Here is a 15,755-nt window from a genome sequence, read left to right on the forward strand (position 1 = left end):
TTAAAAGTGTGCGAAGTGCCAAGTTAGTAGCCTATTTTTGAGACAGGCTACTAACTTATATTTAGCAGATTTAGTGAATGGGAACCATCGCCAAATGTGTATCTTTTTCAGTAGACTTGTTTAATACCATATAGCCATACTCAACATTAATTGCCCAGGTTGATAAGTCGGTAAACTGGCGTTCTGTTTGTTCCATGGTTGTTAAGTCTAATTCGATAAATTTAGCGTAAGAAGTCATCACAAATAACTTGTTGTCATATGCGTCCCAATTGCGCCAATGTCTGATCATGGTATCGTTGAAAAAGTGATGTTCTTTTAGTATTTGTCCGCTGCCGTCTAGTTCAAATATGCCTTTCTTTCCAGGTAGGGTAACAAAGCGTCGGTTTTGTTCACAGCTGTGATGGTATGAGGCTACGTTGGCCAAAACCTTTTGTGTTTGATGTGTTTCAATATTGTATTGATATAAATTCCATTGGCCGTTTTCTAAGGCACTGAGTATTATTTCGTTGTTTGAGCCACATTGCCAATAAGGGTAGTTGTATTCTTGCCATGGCAGTTTTGCAGGCGAGATTTTCTTGCTGTTGATATCCAAGAAATATAATGCTTGTTGTCGCATAAACAAAAGTTGTTCTCCGTCATTCGAAAACAACAAGTAAGTGGTTCCACCGTCTGAAAAGTCGGTTAGTTGGGTGTAGTTTGTTCCTTGTTTTAACCAAATTTGTTCGCTTTCTGAGCGAAATGAAACAAAGGCACTTTTGTTTGTTGTGTTATTGCGAAACGTTGTAGCTGCGTAGTTTTCAAATGTGGAGCGAGCAATATATTCAGGTTTTAACGAGTCATTTGCTAAGTTAACTTGAACAGCATTGGCGATAACTTGTTTGCCTTGCATGAATACTAGCTGGTTGTCGTATGATATTGCGACATGGCTAATAGGCTCGTTAGCTTGATAACGTAAGCTTGATTTTTTGCTATTAATATTTACGCTAGAAATTGCGATATCATCAGAAACATAAAAAATTTCTTCACCAGATTTATGCCAAGTAGGGCGTGAAACATAATTAGTTTTACTTACTTTAGCTAAAGAAGTGATCTGCCCGTTATAGAGATCCAGTAACATGAGTTGGTGATCTCGCTTGTTATATTCTCTAATAAAAGCGATATATTGGCCGTTAGGGCTTAATGATACGTTTCGGTCGTCATTATAAGTGATACCCGGTCGGGTGAGTTCTTCTACTTTATCTGTTGTTATATCTCGCCTTTTAATTATTCGTGACTTGCCATCTTGTGCAACGCCGTCGAAATAAATCCATTGTTGATTGTTGTCGATTGAAAATAGGCTTCTTTCTGCGAGGGAACAGGTTGCTAATTGCTGTGGTTTAGAAAACGTTTGATCAGCTAAAAGCTTTTGATATTCATAAGTACAGCTATTAGCATCCCATTGCTGGTAATACAAAGTGTCACCTTCATTTGACCATGTAGGAAAATATGCTTCTTTGAGTGACAGTACCTCGCGAATATTGCGTGACGCTATGGTTTGTACTTTGGTGTAAGTTGTTCGGCTTTCGGTATCATAATAGATGTAGGCCAGCAAATTATCTGAATTAATTTGCGGAAACATTTCCCACCCTATGTAGTCTGTAATTGGCGTAGGTGTATCGTTAGCTAGGGGCTGAGTGATCCCCTGTTGCTGAAGTATTTTTAATGCAGCAGCTATGGCAAAAATGATCAAACATAAACTTGTAACCCCAATCAACAAGCCTCTTTTATTACTTGTTTTAACCTTGAGCTCTGGTTTTTGAGTTGAGTTACTGATTACAGGAGCAACAAAACTATATCCTTTTTTAGGGTGGGTTTTTATGTACTCATTAATATTGCCGCCCAATATTTTGCGAATTCTTGAAATGGTAGAGTTGACTGTTTTGTCGTCTACGTAGCGATTTTGCCATACATGTTCAACTAATTGTTCCCTAGACACTATTTGCTGATGATGTTCGATTAAAAATACGAGTAAATCAGCTTGTTTTGCCTCAAGTACGTGTTCTGACCCATCGTCAGTGTTAACAAGTAAATTTTGTACAGGAATAAACTGCCATTGAAAAAAGCTAAATTCGATAGACGACATGAAGATATTGGCTTGTTACTTTTTTGTTAACAATCGTAGCGCGAAATGTTTTACAGATAAATACTCTTTGCTGTAATAACGATGAAAACTAAGAAAATAATGTGCTCAAAGTCAGGTGATTAAGATATTTTGAGCACAAAACTGACTTCACAATAAGATGAGCAGTATAAAAAGTAGTAATAGTAGTGGCATGTTTATTCCTTATCTGAGTTACCAATTACTTCATCTCGTTTGCACATCACAGTATCTGAATCTACATAGGCAATATTTTCTTCGCTTCCACATAGCTTTAATGCTGTTTCTCTCTGTTTGGCGTAGCTAAAGCTTTCTGTTAACGTACCAATCAGTATTAATAATGCTAATGCCAACATAAAATAAGCAATCTTTAACATGTGTAGTTCTTACTTAGTTGATAATGATTGTGTTGTTAAAGATCTTGGCTTTAACCAATGATGAACTTTGATAATTGCAATTACTGTGAGAATTGTGCACAGAATTGAACCTTCAAAACCAAAGGCTCCACCAGTGATTAATGGGTTGTCGCTAGCCGTTATGCTTAACCAACTTGAAGTTTCCATACCACTAACAGAAAAACCTAAAATTGGCCCTTGAATAAAATTCCATGCAAAATGCAACACGATGGGAAATAGTAAGTTGTTGGTGTGCATGTAATAAACGCCAAAAAGTATTCCGGCTAAAAATAAGTTTAAAAAACCGACCAAATTTAAATTGTCGTTGGCGTAATGAAGCGCAGCAAAACATCCAGAAGTTATAAGCATGGCCGTTAATGGTTTTAAAACGGTGCTCAGTCTGTGCTGAATATAGCCTCGGCAAAAAACTTCTTCACCTATGGCAACCGCAGTAAATAAACCGATATTTGCTATCCATGGAACACTCGACATTTCATTAATGGAGAAATCGATATAATTGGTGACATATAACAAAACAAAGCCGATCAATAAAATTAGTGTTCCAAGAGCAAAAGCAATTAAGCCATGTTCAGTAAAGCCACGAATTGATAAGCCGATTTTGGACAAACTCTTACCATCTCTTTTTACCAAGTACGCGACAATTAAAATTGTTGCTATACACTCAAATAGTTTAAATATTGCTTGGCCGCTCACACCAAGCGTTTGGTGGAATTCGGCATTAGAGAGTTGGAAAATATCCCAAGTAAAGTAGCCAGACATAAATAGTGGGCTTATTAGTATTAGCTGTAAAATGCCTATACAAATAATCCCTACAATTGCCCAACCGATGGTATTGATAAACGTTATTTTATGCTGAGTTGTTGATGGGTTATTCGCCATTTTGTTACTTATTGTTGTGTCACTCATTGCAATTCCTTATGTTACAAGCAGCAGTGAAATCAAATTGATTTTTACTTTAACGGGTTAAATTTATTCAACAAGATGACAAAATTGACCAAACTCATCTGTTTGTCATAAGTTGCTGTTTTTATAGGGTTAAATGTGTTGTTGTATTGTTGTTGGAAAAGGTTGTGAAAGGTTGTGACGGTAATTTTTGATAAAACAGAATAAATTTTGTGCTGTTAGCTGGGCGCGAAACTAAGGGTCAACAAAGCAAAAGTTTCTAAATTCAAAAAGTATTTCGTTGTTGAAAAAGCCGAATGATAAAACATCGGCTTTTAGTTAGGTTTATAGCAAAATTAGCCCGCGTTTTGGTTAATACCAAAATCAGTAAATGTTCGCTTTTGCTGTTTGGTATTCTTTTTGATCATATCGCTATGTGCTAGCATAGATTCTGTTACATAACCTCGGGCATGATCTAAATGTACAACAATGGCGCTGTATCGAATTTGTTTTGCTTTGATGCCGCTGTTACGTAAACGATAGCCCAATTCACAATCTTGACCACCATATTGCATTCTTTCATCAAAGCCATTGACAGCAAAAAGATCAGCTTTCCACCCAGAAGCATTGTGACCATTCCAAGTTCTGCGAGTTGGTGTAAGAGAGTTGTATAAGTCAGCCATCGTGCCTTTTGCGGTTAGTTTGCTTAACTTGTGTGTTTTTTTTAGCCCTAAGCTTAATAGCCAGTTGGCATCAAAACATTTGCCTTGTGCAATATCGTCTTTGTTAATTGCTTCTGAAATCAACATGGGCAACTTAAAATAACCACCAGATAGGTAATATCCTGGTTCAGCATATTTACGATGAACAGCAACAAAATCGTTACGCGGGATACAGTCACCATCAGTAAATACTACATAATCACCCTTGGCTGCTCTTAACGCTTTGTTCATTATTCTACATTTTTGAAATCCATCATCTTCTTGCCAAACGTGTTGAATTGAAAGATGAGTGTTTTTCTTAAATCTTTCTATAAGGTGCTTAGTTTCATCCGTTGAACCGTCGTCGGCGATGACGACTTCAAAATTACGGTCTGTTTGGAAATGAAAACCCCATAGCACTTTTTCAAGCCAGGCAGGAGAGTTGTAAGTGGTGAAAATTACCGATATTTGAGGTTGTGCATTAAACATAATTCATTACTTGGTTTGTAAGCATTGAAGTACCATTTTGTTTAATACTTATGATCAAACGTTGACAGTTTTCTTTAAGTTTAATGACAACTCGTTGGTAAGTTGATGTTCAAATGAATCTAAGTATCTACTGTATTCGTCTTCTCCACATAATCTTTTCTCTAGAGTTGTGAAGTGTATTGTTTCGGCTTGGCTCCAACGCTGTGGTATACAATAAATATGCTTTAAATAGGAAATAAACCCTTGCCTGACTGCTTCTTCAGGTTGCCAGGTTGGCAGTAGTTTGAACATTTCATCTAATGTGTCACTAGAATCCGCATGTAACACTAAGTTATTAATGTTGTAACAGGCATTGCCAAGTGTGAGGACGGGTTTGCCCAGTAATAATGATTCTATACCTACTGTCGAATTAATGGTTATTACTGCTTTGGCCTTTTCAATTAGCTCTTGTGTTGTATTTCCGTTAGCAAAAAGTACCTTGTGATTTGAAATGCTTAGATGCTTAAAATCATTAGGCCAAGAAGGGTGTGCTTTAAAAACTAAATGATAGTCTTTCATCACTGATTCCTGCCATGCTTGTACAACCGTAGAAAACAACTGTTCCATCGATTTTATCCAAGGTGAATTAGCTACTATTTGTGAATCATTTGGTACTTGCAGAGGAATGAAAAGATACTTTTTAGGCAAGGTTATTATCCGGTTTGGTATACGTTTTTTATGCGTTGGTCGCTGGTACAACTTTATTTCACTTTGTGTTCTGGCATGCTGAGCGAATGCACGATAAAACTGAGGCAAACGTGGTAGTGAATTTTTAGCATTTACACCGTTAAAATCGACAGTGGTAGTATTAGGTAACAATCCATTCTCAAAGTAAACAATAGGAATGCCAATCGCTTTGGCTACTTTTACAACGGTGTGATAAGGCAATTTCTCACCATTCCAAAGGGCGATGCGTTTGGTTTTATTTCGTGTAATTAAATAGTGATATTGTGCGCTTTCAATACACACAGATAAATAGAGTAGGATCCAGTAAATGTGTTTAAAAGCGTAGATTGAAAGTAGCCTAGGATAAACTTTTTGTTTTCTCGCTAACTGTCTTTGACAAACTTCTCGTTTCCCTACGTTATCTTCGCCAAAGAGTTGCAAAGGGTTAAATGGTGAAAAAGTAGAAATATAATGAAGTTTAATTTTTAAGCGTGAATTTTCTGCTAGCTTTTTAAAATATTTACCGTGGTTATTACGTTTGGTGATTATTAAAAGGTCAAGCATGTGTTAGGCACCAATTCCAAAACTTGATCTTTAGAGATAACACAACCTTATGACTAATTAATGACAGGGGTTGAATTTACAAATTTTGAACACATCTAGCCTGTTAAATAGCACACTTAAAAAATTGTTTAAATAAAGTACCACTTTTGAAGTGGTGGTGTTATAATCTCGCGCCCACTCATTTGGAGTGGGTTTAATAAAGGCAGAGAAGGGCTTAATTTTAGTCCTGAATTTTTAACAGCGGAGCACATAAAATGATCCAAATGCAAACACAGTTAGACGTTGCTGACAACAGCGGCGCTCGACGCGTGCAATGTATTAAGGTCCTTGGTGGCTCGCACCGTCGCTACGCACACATTGGCGACATCATCAAAGTAGCTGTTAAGGAAGCAATTCCTCGCGGCAAAGTAAAAAAAGGTGATGTACTTAATGCAGTAGTGGTGCGCACTAAAAAGGGCGTTCGTCGTCAAGATGGTTCATCTATTCGTTTTGATGGCAACGCGGCAGTAATGTTGAATACCAACTTACAGCCAATTGGTACTCGTATCTTTGGTCCTGTTACACGTGAATTAAGAACTGAAAAGTTCATGAAAATCGTGTCACTAGCACCAGAAGTACTATAAGGAGTCACGATAATGGCACTTAAGATTCGTCGTGATGATGAAGTAGTTGTACTTGCAGGCAAAGACAAGGGCAAAACTGGTAAAGTTACTAAAGTTCTTGTTGCTGACAGCAAAGTATTTGTAGAAGGTGTTAACTTAGTTAAGAAACATCAGAAGCCTGTACCTCAGTTACAGCAAGCTGGTGGCATCGTAGAAAAAGAAGCACCTATCCACGTATCTAATGTTGCGATCTTAAACCCTGCTACAGGCAAGGCAGATCGTGTTGGTTTTAGAGTTGAAGACGGTAAAAAAGTACGTTTCTTCAAGTCTAATAACGAATTAGTTTAATTTTTAATTGGAGTAAACGATGGCGAAACTGCATGATTTTTACAAAGATACAGTTGTTGCAGAACTTCAAAAGAAGTTTGAATACAAAAGTGTCATGCAAGTCCCTCGGATTGAAAAGATCACCCTTAATATGGGCGTTGGTGAAGCAATTTCTGATAAGAAAGTATTAGAAGCTGCCACAAATGATCTTACTGCAATCTCGGGTCAAAAGCCTTTAATCACGAAAGCGCGCAAATCAGTTGCTGGCTTCAAGATTCGTGAAGGCTACCCTATTGGCGCAAAAGTAACTCTACGCGGTGAAAGAATGTGGGAATTTTTAGAGCGTTTAATCTCTATTTCAGTTCCTCGTATTCGTGATTTCCGTGGCTTGAACCCTAAATCGTTCGATGGCCGTGGTAATTATAGCATGGGCGTGAAAGAGCAAATCATCTTCCCTGAAATCGATTATGATAAAATCGATAAGATCCGCGGTATGGATATTACTATCACTACTACGGCTCAATCAAATGAAGAAGGTCATGCTTTGCTGACTGCCTTTAACTTTCCGTTCAAGAAATAAGGTGTAGAGTTATGGCTAAATCGTCAATGAAAGCTCGTGAAGCTAAACGCACAAAACTTGTTGCTAAGTACGCAGAAAAGCGTCGTGCGTTAAAAGCAATCATCTCTGACGTAAACTCTTCTGAAGAAGAGCGTTGGGATGCAGTATTAAAACTTCAAACTTTACCTCGTGATTCGAGCTCTGCACGTCAACGTAATCGTTGTAACGTGACTGGCCGTCCACATGGTTACTTACGTAAGTTCGGCTTAAGCCGTATTATGTTACGTGAGCACATGATGCGCGGTGAAGTTCCTGGTCTTAAGAAAGCTAGTTGGTAATTCACGGGAGTAAATGGTTATGATGACTGATCCTATCGCGGACATGTTCACACGCATCCGCAACGGTCAATCTGCAGCTAAAACTGCAGTACAAATGCCATCTTCTAAGCTAAAAGTAGCAATTGCTAACTTGCTTAAAGAAGAAGGTTATATTTCAGATTTTTCAGTAGAAGGCGACGTTAAGCCAGTTCTTACTGTTGAATTGAAGTATTTTGAAGGTAAAGAAGTTATTGAAACAATTAAACGTGTTTCTCGTCCAGGTCTTCGTGTATACAAAGGTGCTCAAGAGCTACCTAAAGTATTAGCGGGCATGGGTGTTGCTATTGTTTCTACTTCTAAAGGTTTGATGGCTGATCGCGACGCTCGCAAAGCGGGTTTAGGCGGCGAAATCATCGGTATCGTAGCGTAAGGAGCAAAAAAATGTCTCGTGTTGCAAAAGCACATGTCGAAGTTCCTGCAGGCGTTACTGTTACGTTATCAGGCCAAGACATCACAGTTAAAGGTCCAGTGGGCGAATTGACTGCTACTATTCACAACCTTGTTAAAGTTTCTCAAGAAGAAAACGCTATCAAGACTGAAGTTGCAGAAGATTCAAAAGCTGCTTGGATGCAAGCCGGTACAGCGCGCGCAAATATCAACAACATGGTTGTTGGCGTGAGCCAAGGCTTCGAAAGAAAGTTAATTCTTAACGGTGTTGGTTACCGTGCAAAAGCTGCTGGTGAAGTGTTAAACCTATCTTTAGGTTTCTCTCACCCGGTAGATCATGCAATCCCTGCTGGGGTTACATGTGAAACTCCTAGCCAAACTGAAGTTATCCTGAAAAGTGCTAACAAGCAGTTGATAGGTCAAGTTGCTGCGAACATTCGTGCATACCGTAAGCCTGAGCCTTATAAAGGTAAAGGTATTCGTTATAGCGATGAAATTGTACGCCGTAAAGAAGCTAAGAAGAAGTAGGGTAATACGATGGATAAGAAAACATCTCGTTTACGCCGTGCAAAACGTGCACGTGCAAAGATCAGCGAGTTGGGTGCGAATCGTTTAGTCGTTCACCGTACTCCTCGCCATATTTACGCGCAACTTATCGCTCCAACTGGATCTGAAGTTATCGCATCTGCGTCTACTTTAGATAAAGAAGTTAAAGCACAAGTTGAAAAAACAGGTAACATTGCTGCAGCTGAAGCTGTAGGTAAAGCAATCGCTGAGCGCGCAAAAGCTAAAGGCATTGAGTCTGTAGCATTTGACCGTTCAGGTTTCCGTTACCATGGTCGCGTGAAAGCGCTAGCTGATGCAGCTCGTGAAGCTGGCCTTCAGTTCTAGGAGTTGATGATGGCTAATGTAGAAAACACACAACAAAGTGATTTAGCTGAAAAGTTAATCGCAGTTAACCGCGTATCAAAAGTGGTTAAAGGTGGTCGTATTTTCAGTTTCACAGCACTAACTGTAGTTGGTGATGGTAATGGCCGCGTTGGTTTTGGTTACGGTAAGGCACGTGAAGTTCCTGCTGCAATCCAAAAAGCAATGGAAAAGGCTCGTCGTAACTTAGTAACTGTTGACTTGAAGGGTACTACTCTTCAGCATCCTGTTAAAGGTCGTCACTCAGGTTCTAAAGTTTACATGCAACCTGCTTCTGAAGGTACAGGTATCATCGCCGGTGGTGCGATGCGTGCAGTACTTGAAGTTGCTGGCGTACAGAACGTATTGTCAAAAGCATACGGTTCTACTAACCCAATCAACGTTGTACGTGCAACAGTATCAGCTTTAGCGAACATGAAGTCGCCACAAGCTGTAGCTGCTAAGCGTGGCAAGAGCGTTGAAGATATCTTGGGGTAATTTACCATGGCTAAAACAGTTAAAGTAACTCAAGTTAAAAGCTCAATCGGTCGTTTACCGAAGCATAGAGCTACATTGAAAGGTCTTGGTTTACGTCGTATCAACCATACAGTAGAGTTAGAAGATACTCCTTCTGTACGCGGTATGATCAACCAAGTAAATTACATGGTTAAGGTGGAGGACTAATAATGCATTTAAATACTTTATCTCCTGCACCAGGTGCTAAGAAAGCCAAGAAACGCTGTGGTCGTGGTATTGGTTCTGGCTTAGGCAAAACAGGTGGTCGTGGTCACAAAGGTCAGAAGTCTCGTTCTGGCGGTGGTGTACGTCCAGGTTTCGAAGGCGGTCAAATGCCATTGAAACAGCGTTTACCTAAGTTCGGTTTTACGTCTCGTAAGTCTCTAGTACACGCTGAAGTTCGTTTACACGAACTAAACAACGTAGAAGGTGATGTTGTAGACATTCATGCGCTTAAAAATGCTAGCTTAATCACACGTAACATTGAAACAGTTAAGATCATGCTTTCTGGTGAGATCAACAAACCTGTTACAGTTCGTGGTTTAAGTGTGACTAAAGGTGCTCGTGCGGCTATCGAAGCTGCTGGTGGCAAAATCGAGGAATAATACAGGTTATGGCTACACCAGGAATGGATAACAAAAGCTCAGGCGGACTGTCAGAGCTGAAACAAAGATTGTGGTTCGTATTCTTAGCACTTATCGTGTTTAGATTAGGTTCATTTGTGCCAATCCCTGGTATTGACGCCGCTGTATTAGCTCAGTTGTTTGAACAACAAAAGGGCACCATCGTTGAAATGTTTAACATGTTCTCTGGTGGTGCACTTGAGCGTGCCTCTGTATTGGCATTAGGTATTATGCCTTACATCTCAGCTTCGATTATTATGCAGCTATTAACGGTAATTAACCCGACAATGGCTGAACTTAAGAAAGAGGGTGAGGCTGGAAGACGTAAAATCAGCCAATACACGCGCTACGGTACTTTAGTACTTGCAACTGTACAATCTATAGCAATCGCTAAAAGCTTACCGGGTATGATGCCTGGGCTTGTAATGGATGCCGGTTTTGGTTTCTATTTCACTGCGGTTGTATCACTAGTTACGGGAACAATGTTCCTAATGTGGCTTGGTGAGCAGATTACAGAAAGAGGTATCGGTAACGGTATCTCTATTCTGATTTTTGCTGGTATCGTTGCTGGTATGCCTTCAGCTGTTGGTCAAACCGCTGAAATGGCGCGTCAAGGTGAATTAAACATTTTAGTATTATTGCTAATTGCTGTTATCGTTTTTGCGGTAACCTTTTTTGTGGTATTTGTTGAGCGTGGTCAACGTCGTATCGTCGTTAACTATGCCAAACGTCAGCAAGGACGTAAGGTTTTTGCTGCACAGTCAACACATTTACCTTTAAAAGTTAATATGGCAGGTGTAATCCCTCCAATATTTGCATCAAGTATTCTATTGTTCCCTGGCTCAATTGCGAGTTGGTTTGGACAAGGCGATGGCATGATTGCTGACGTTTTACAAGAGTTATCAATTGCGATATCTCCTGGTCAGCCGTTGTATGTTATGTTACTTGCTGCAGCAATAATATTTTTCTGTTTCTTTTACACGGCATTGGTATTTAATCCGCGTGAAACCGCAGATAACCTGAAAAAATCTGGTGCGTTTATTCCTGGGATTCGTCCTGGCGAGCAAACGTCTAAGTATATTGATAAGGTAATGACACGCTTAACATTAGCTGGCGCGTTATATATTACCTTCATCTGTTTGGTTCCTGAGTTTATGATGATAGCCTGGGATGTTCAGTTTTACTTTGGCGGTACGTCATTGTTGATCATCGTAGTTGTAATCATGGACTTTATGGCACAAGTACAAACGCATTTGATGTCACATCAATATGACAGTGTACTTAAGAAAGCTAATCTTAAAGGCTATGGCCGCTAAGATTTAACGGAGTAGTAAGATGAAAGTTCGTGCATCCGTAAAAAAGATTTGCCGTAACTGTAAAGTAGTTAAGCGTGCTGGCGTGGTTCGTGTTATTTGTAAAACCGATCCAAAGCATAAGCAACGTCAAGGTTAATCATAACCTTACAGCAAATTCTTTTTGAAGTGGTATTATGCAGATTTTTCTGTATAATGCCGCTTCGCTTTGCAAAAAAGAGTCGGGTTGAGTATCCTAACGGGCTTTTCAACCTGTGGTTATTAATTTTTAAATAGGAGATGTGTTAGTGGCCCGTATCGCTGGCATTAACATCCCTGATCGTAAACATGCAGTAATCGCCCTTACTGCGATTTACGGTATTGGTGCAACACGCGCAAAAGCTATTTGTGCGTCAACTGGTATCGCAGAATCTACTAAGATCAGTGAATTAGACGAAGCACAAATCGATTTGCTTCGTGCAGAAGTGGATAAGTACACTGTTGAAGGTGACTTACGCCGTGAAGTTTCAATGAACATCAAACGTTTGATGGACCTAGGCTGTTTCCGTGGCATTCGCCACCGTCGTAGCCTTCCTCTACGTGGTCAACGCACTAAAACAAATGCGCGTACCCGTAAAGGTCCTCGTAAACCTATTAAGAAGTAGCGAGGGGATAGAAAATGGCTAAAACTCCAGTTCGTTCACGCAAACGCGTGAAAAAACAAGTTGCTGATGGCATGGCTCATATCCATGCTTCTTTCAACAACACAATCGTAACTCTTACAGACCGTCAAGGTAACGCATTATCTTGGGCAACTGCAGGTGGTTCAGGTTTCCGTGGTTCACGTAAATCTACTCCGTTTGCTGCTCAGGTAGCTGCTGACCGTGCTGGTAAAGCTGCTCAAGAGTTTGGTTTGAAGAATATTGAAGTGTTCGTTAAAGGTCCAGGTCCAGGTCGTGAATCTGCTATCCGTGCCTTAAATGCTGCTGGTTTTAAAATCACCAACATTACTGACGTTACACCTATTCCTCATAATGGTTGTCGTCCACCTAAGAAACGTCGCGTTTAATAGGATAGTTGGAGAAAGAAAATGGCAAGATATTTAGGTCCAAAACTAAAGCTTAGCCGCCGCGAAGGTACAGACTTGTTCCTTAAGAGCGGTGTTAGAGCGATTGACACTAAATGTAAATTCGAAATGATCCCTGGTCAACACGGCGCACGTCGCGGTCGTTTGTCTGACTATGGTGTTCAGCTTCGTGAGAAGCAAAAAGTACGTCGTATTTACGGCGTTCTAGAAAAACAATTCCGTAACTACTACAAAGAAGCTGCGCGCTTAAAAGGTAATACAGGTGAAAACTTGTTACAACTTTTAGAAAAGCGATTAGATAACGTTGTTTATCGTATGGGTTTTGCAAGCACTCGTGCTGAAGCTCGTCAGCTTGTTAGCCACAAAGCAATCGTAGTTAATGGTAAAGTTGTAAATATTCCATCTTTCACTGTTAAAGCTGAAGACGTAGTTTCTGTACGTGAAAAAGCTAAAACTCAAGCGCGTATCGTTGCTGCTTTAGAGTTAGCTGAGCAACGTGAGAAGCCAGTCTGGGTTGAAGTAGATAATAAGAAAATGGAAGGCGTATTCAAGCGTATTCCTGATCGTTCAGATTTATCTGCTGAAATTAATGAACAGTTGATAGTAGAACTTTACTCTAAGTAAAGCTGAACTTTAAGAGAGGACATAATGCAGGGTTCTGTAACCGAATTTCTAAGACCACGTATGGTTGACATTGAAACTGTTAGCCCAACTCGCTCTAAAGTTACTTTGGAGCCACTAGAGCGTGGTTTTGGTCACACTTTAGGTAATGCCTTACGTCGCATTTTATTATCTTCAATGCCGGGTTGTGCCGTAACTGAAGTTGAAATTGATGGCGTATTACATGAATACAGTAGTAAAGAAGGTGTTCAAGAAGACATCATCGAAATACTGTTAAACCTTAAAGGACTAGCAATAGGTTTAGAAGGCAAAACTGAAGCAGTTCTTACCTTAACTAAGTCAGGTGAAGGCCCTGTTACGGCAGCTGATATTCAACATGATGGTGATGTATCTATTGCAAACCCAGATCATGTAATTTGTCACTTAACTGGTGACGGTTCTATCAGTATGCGCATCAAAGTTGAGTTAGGTCGTGGCTACGTTCCAGCTTCAACTCGTCGCGAAGCCGAAGATGAAGATCGTGCAATTGGTCGTCTATTAGTAGATGCTTCATTCAGCCCTGTTGTACGTATTGCTTATGATGTTGATTCTGCGCGTGTTGAACAACGCACAGATTTAGATAAATTAATCATCGACATGGAAACTAACGGTACGTTAGATCCAGAAGAAGCAATCCGTCGCGCGTCAACCATTCTAGCTGAACAGTTAGATGCATTTGTTGAATTACGCGATGTAACAGAAGTTGAACAGAAAGAAGAGAAGCCTCTATTCGACCCAATTTTACTTCGTCCAGTTGATGACCTCGAGCTTACTGTTCGTTCTGCGAACTGCTTAAAAGCAGAAGCGATTCAATACATTGGTGATTTAGTACAGCGTGCAGAAGTTGAGCTTCTTAAAACTCCTAACTTAGGTAAGAAGTCTCTAACGGAAATCAAAGACGTGTTAGCGTCTCGTGGCTTATCTCTAGGTATGCGCCTAGAAAACTGGCCACCTGAAAGCATCGCTGATAACGACTAAGTCGGTCATCATTTTTTTAGTTGAGATAAGGATTAACTTATGCGTCATCGTAAAAGCGGTCGCCAGTTAAACCGTAATAGCAGTCATCGCCAGGCGATGTTCCGCAATATGGCAAGTTCTTTAGTTAAGCACGGTGTTATTAAAACAACTGTAGCTAAAGCAAAAGAATTACGTCGCGTTGTTGAGCCACTAATTACATTGGCCAAAACCGACAGTGTAGCAAACCGTCGTTTAGCGTTTGCTCGTACTCGTAACCAAGAAGTTGTAGGTTTACTTTTCAACGAACTTGGCCCTCGCTATTCAGAGCGTCCAGGTGGTTACACACGTATTCTTAAGTGCGGTTACCGTACAGGTGACAAAGCGCCAATGGCATACGTTGAGCTTGTAGATCGTCCAGCAGTTGAAGAAGCTGTTGAAGCGACTGAAGAAGCAAGTACTGAAGCTTAATTAAAGCTTTATTCATAAAAAGGCGAGGTTATACCTCGCCTTTTTTGTATCTACTCTTTTCTAACTTTGTCGTTAAAATGATGTTCGTTATTCGCTTACAAGTTAATTCCTAATCTAGGTTTTAGCTTAAAGTTATATTCCTTGACGTTAATGACTCCAATCCGTATAACTTTATACATCGCAAATTCATTGTAAAAATTATGTCTTCAAGAAACCCGATAATTGCTGTAACAGGTTCTTCTGGCGCTGGAACGTCAACTACATCTGAGTCTTTCGAGCATATTTTCAGATCATTAAGTATTAAATCGGCGAAAGTTGAAGGTGATAGTTTTCATCGTTTTTCCAGACAAGAAATGGATTTTGAAAAGCGAAAAGCCAAGCAAGATGGTCGTAGTATCAGCTATTTTGGCGATCAAGCAAACGACTTTGTGTCCTTAGAAAGGCTATTCAAAGATTACTCTGAAACGGGAAAGGGTAAAATTAGGAGGTATTTGCATACATTTGATGAGGCTGTTCCTTATAATCAAATGCCTGGTACATTTACCCCCTGGGAAGATCTTGGTGAGGGAACTGATTTATTATTCTATGAAGGTCTTCACGGTGGAGTTGTAACAGACAATATAAATGTTGCTCAACATGTAGATCTACTGATCGGAATGGTACCTATCGTGAACTTAGAGTGGATTCAAAAGATTATTCGAGATACCAACCAGCGTGGCCATAGTCGAGAAGCCGTCACCGCAAGTATAGTGCGCAGTATGGAAGACTATATTGCGTTTATAACCCCACAATTTTCGCGAACACACATTAACTTCCAACGTGTCCCTACAGTAGATACTTCAAACCCATTTAGCGCTAAAGCAATCCCTTCTTTGGATGAAAGTTTTGTCGTCATAAGATTTAGAGAGTCAAATCAAGTCGACTTTCCTTATTACCTTAGAATGATCGCCGGATCATTTATGTCTCGCGTGAACACTTTGGTTGTTCCTGGAGGAAAAATGGGGTTTGCAATGGAATTGATATTAACACCACTCATCCAAGAGCTAATACAGAAAAAGCATGAAGCTAATAAGCAGCTCGATTGGATGAGTGATCTTTAA

At 39.9% G+C, this 15,755-nt stretch carries 23 protein-coding genes; 18 read left to right on the forward strand and 5 right to left on the reverse strand.

The features are described 5' to 3' along the window. Positions 1-70 precede the first annotated feature (70 nt). From IE199_RS18430 to IE199_RS18450, 5 genes are all read right to left on the reverse strand, one after another. Positions 71-2,122 (reverse strand): winged helix-turn-helix domain-containing protein, encoded by a 2,052-nt coding sequence (locus IE199_RS18430; RefSeq protein WP_189773628.1) that lies wholly within the window; start codon positions 2,120-2,122, stop codon positions 71-73. A gap of 194 nt (positions 2,123-2,316) precedes the next feature. Next, positions 2,317-2,514: a hypothetical protein gene (locus tag IE199_RS18435; protein ID WP_189773630.1), complete on the reverse strand. Its 198-nt coding sequence runs from the start codon at positions 2,512-2,514 to the stop codon at positions 2,317-2,319. 9 nt (positions 2,515-2,523) lie between these two features. Further along, positions 2,524-3,459, reverse strand: a complete 936-nt coding sequence (locus IE199_RS18440) for a CPBP family intramembrane glutamic endopeptidase (protein ID WP_189773631.1) — start codon at positions 3,457-3,459, stop codon at positions 2,524-2,526. A gap of 332 nt (positions 3,460-3,791) precedes the next feature. Continuing rightward, positions 3,792-4,625, reverse strand: coding sequence for a glycosyltransferase family 2 protein (locus IE199_RS18445; RefSeq protein ID WP_189773633.1), 834 nt, complete (start codon positions 4,623-4,625; stop codon positions 3,792-3,794). A 54-nt stretch (positions 4,626-4,679) separates the two neighbouring features. Further along, positions 4,680-5,894 carry a capsular polysaccharide export protein, LipB/KpsS family gene (locus IE199_RS18450; protein ID WP_189773635.1) on the reverse strand — a complete coding sequence of 405 codons (1,215 nt, stop codon included), beginning with the start codon at positions 5,892-5,894 and terminating at the stop codon, positions 4,680-4,682. Positions 5,895-6,148: 254 nt separating this feature from the next. On the opposite strand from IE199_RS18450, the gene rplN reads away from it, so the two are divergent. From rplN to IE199_RS18540, 18 genes are all read left to right on the forward strand, one after another. Then, positions 6,149-6,517, forward strand: coding sequence for a 50S ribosomal protein L14 (rplN, locus tag IE199_RS18455; RefSeq protein WP_189773637.1), 369 nt, complete (start codon positions 6,149-6,151; stop codon positions 6,515-6,517). Positions 6,518-6,529: 12 nt separating this feature from the next. Continuing rightward, positions 6,530-6,844 (forward strand): 50S ribosomal protein L24, encoded by a 315-nt coding sequence (gene rplX, locus IE199_RS18460; RefSeq protein ID WP_189773639.1) that lies wholly within the window; start codon positions 6,530-6,532, stop codon positions 6,842-6,844. 19 nt (positions 6,845-6,863) lie between these two features. Further along, the gene (gene rplE / locus IE199_RS18465; protein WP_189773641.1) at positions 6,864-7,403 is read left to right on the forward strand and encodes a 50S ribosomal protein L5; all 540 of its coding nucleotides are present in this window, start codon (positions 6,864-6,866) and stop codon (positions 7,401-7,403) included. A gap of 11 nt (positions 7,404-7,414) precedes the next feature. Continuing rightward, complete coding sequence (gene rpsN / locus IE199_RS18470; RefSeq protein ID WP_189773651.1) at positions 7,415-7,720, forward strand: 30S ribosomal protein S14; 306 nt, start codon at positions 7,415-7,417, stop codon at positions 7,718-7,720. Between the two features lie 19 nt (positions 7,721-7,739). Then, a complete protein-coding gene (rpsH, locus tag IE199_RS18475) occupies positions 7,740-8,129 on the forward strand; it encodes a 30S ribosomal protein S8 (protein ID WP_373304827.1) in 390 nt (129 codons plus the stop codon). 11 nt (positions 8,130-8,140) lie between these two features. After that, a complete protein-coding gene (gene rplF / locus IE199_RS18480) occupies positions 8,141-8,674 on the forward strand; it encodes a 50S ribosomal protein L6 (RefSeq protein ID WP_189773654.1) in 534 nt (177 codons plus the stop codon). A gap of 9 nt (positions 8,675-8,683) precedes the next feature. Next, positions 8,684-9,037 (forward strand): 50S ribosomal protein L18, encoded by a 354-nt coding sequence (gene rplR, locus IE199_RS18485; protein WP_189773656.1) that lies wholly within the window; start codon positions 8,684-8,686, stop codon positions 9,035-9,037. A 9-nt stretch (positions 9,038-9,046) separates the two neighbouring features. Continuing rightward, the gene (rpsE, locus tag IE199_RS18490) at positions 9,047-9,550 is read left to right on the forward strand and encodes a 30S ribosomal protein S5 (RefSeq protein WP_189773968.1); all 504 of its coding nucleotides are present in this window, start codon (positions 9,047-9,049) and stop codon (positions 9,548-9,550) included. A 6-nt stretch (positions 9,551-9,556) separates the two neighbouring features. Further along, the gene (gene rpmD, locus IE199_RS18495; protein WP_189773660.1) at positions 9,557-9,736 is read left to right on the forward strand and encodes a 50S ribosomal protein L30; all 180 of its coding nucleotides are present in this window, start codon (positions 9,557-9,559) and stop codon (positions 9,734-9,736) included. Positions 9,737-9,738: 2 nt separating this feature from the next. Continuing rightward, positions 9,739-10,173 carry a 50S ribosomal protein L15 gene (gene rplO, locus IE199_RS18500; RefSeq protein ID WP_189773662.1) on the forward strand — a complete coding sequence of 145 codons (435 nt, stop codon included), beginning with the start codon at positions 9,739-9,741 and terminating at the stop codon, positions 10,171-10,173. 8 nt (positions 10,174-10,181) lie between these two features. Beyond that, positions 10,182-11,507, forward strand: coding sequence for a preprotein translocase subunit SecY (gene secY, locus IE199_RS18505; protein ID WP_189773664.1), 1,326 nt, complete (start codon positions 10,182-10,184; stop codon positions 11,505-11,507). Between the two features lie 19 nt (positions 11,508-11,526). Beyond that, positions 11,527-11,643, forward strand: a complete 117-nt coding sequence (rpmJ, locus tag IE199_RS18510) for a 50S ribosomal protein L36 (protein WP_074496180.1) — start codon at positions 11,527-11,529, stop codon at positions 11,641-11,643. 148 nt (positions 11,644-11,791) lie between these two features. Then, entirely contained in the window at positions 11,792-12,148 is a 357-nt protein-coding gene (rpsM, locus tag IE199_RS18515) for a 30S ribosomal protein S13 (RefSeq protein ID WP_093331397.1), read from the forward strand. Between the two features lie 14 nt (positions 12,149-12,162). Beyond that, entirely contained in the window at positions 12,163-12,552 is a 390-nt protein-coding gene (gene rpsK / locus IE199_RS18520) for a 30S ribosomal protein S11 (protein ID WP_074496178.1), read from the forward strand. 21 nt (positions 12,553-12,573) lie between these two features. Continuing rightward, entirely contained in the window at positions 12,574-13,194 is a 621-nt protein-coding gene (rpsD, locus tag IE199_RS18525) for a 30S ribosomal protein S4 (RefSeq protein WP_189773673.1), read from the forward strand. Positions 13,195-13,218: 24 nt separating this feature from the next. Continuing rightward, positions 13,219-14,208 (forward strand): DNA-directed RNA polymerase subunit alpha, encoded by a 990-nt coding sequence (locus IE199_RS18530; protein ID WP_189773675.1) that lies wholly within the window; start codon positions 13,219-13,221, stop codon positions 14,206-14,208. Between the two features lie 39 nt (positions 14,209-14,247). Next, positions 14,248-14,655 carry a 50S ribosomal protein L17 gene (gene rplQ / locus IE199_RS18535; RefSeq protein WP_189773677.1) on the forward strand — a complete coding sequence of 136 codons (408 nt, stop codon included), beginning with the start codon at positions 14,248-14,250 and terminating at the stop codon, positions 14,653-14,655. Between the two features lie 200 nt (positions 14,656-14,855). Beyond that, positions 14,856-15,755, forward strand: coding sequence for a phosphoribulokinase (locus IE199_RS18540; RefSeq protein WP_189773679.1), 900 nt, complete (start codon positions 14,856-14,858; stop codon positions 15,753-15,755).

Origin of the sequence: Thalassotalea marina (assembly GCF_014656435.1) — a bacterium.
Lineage (GTDB): Bacteria > Pseudomonadota > Gammaproteobacteria > Enterobacterales > Alteromonadaceae > Thalassotalea_C > Thalassotalea_C marina.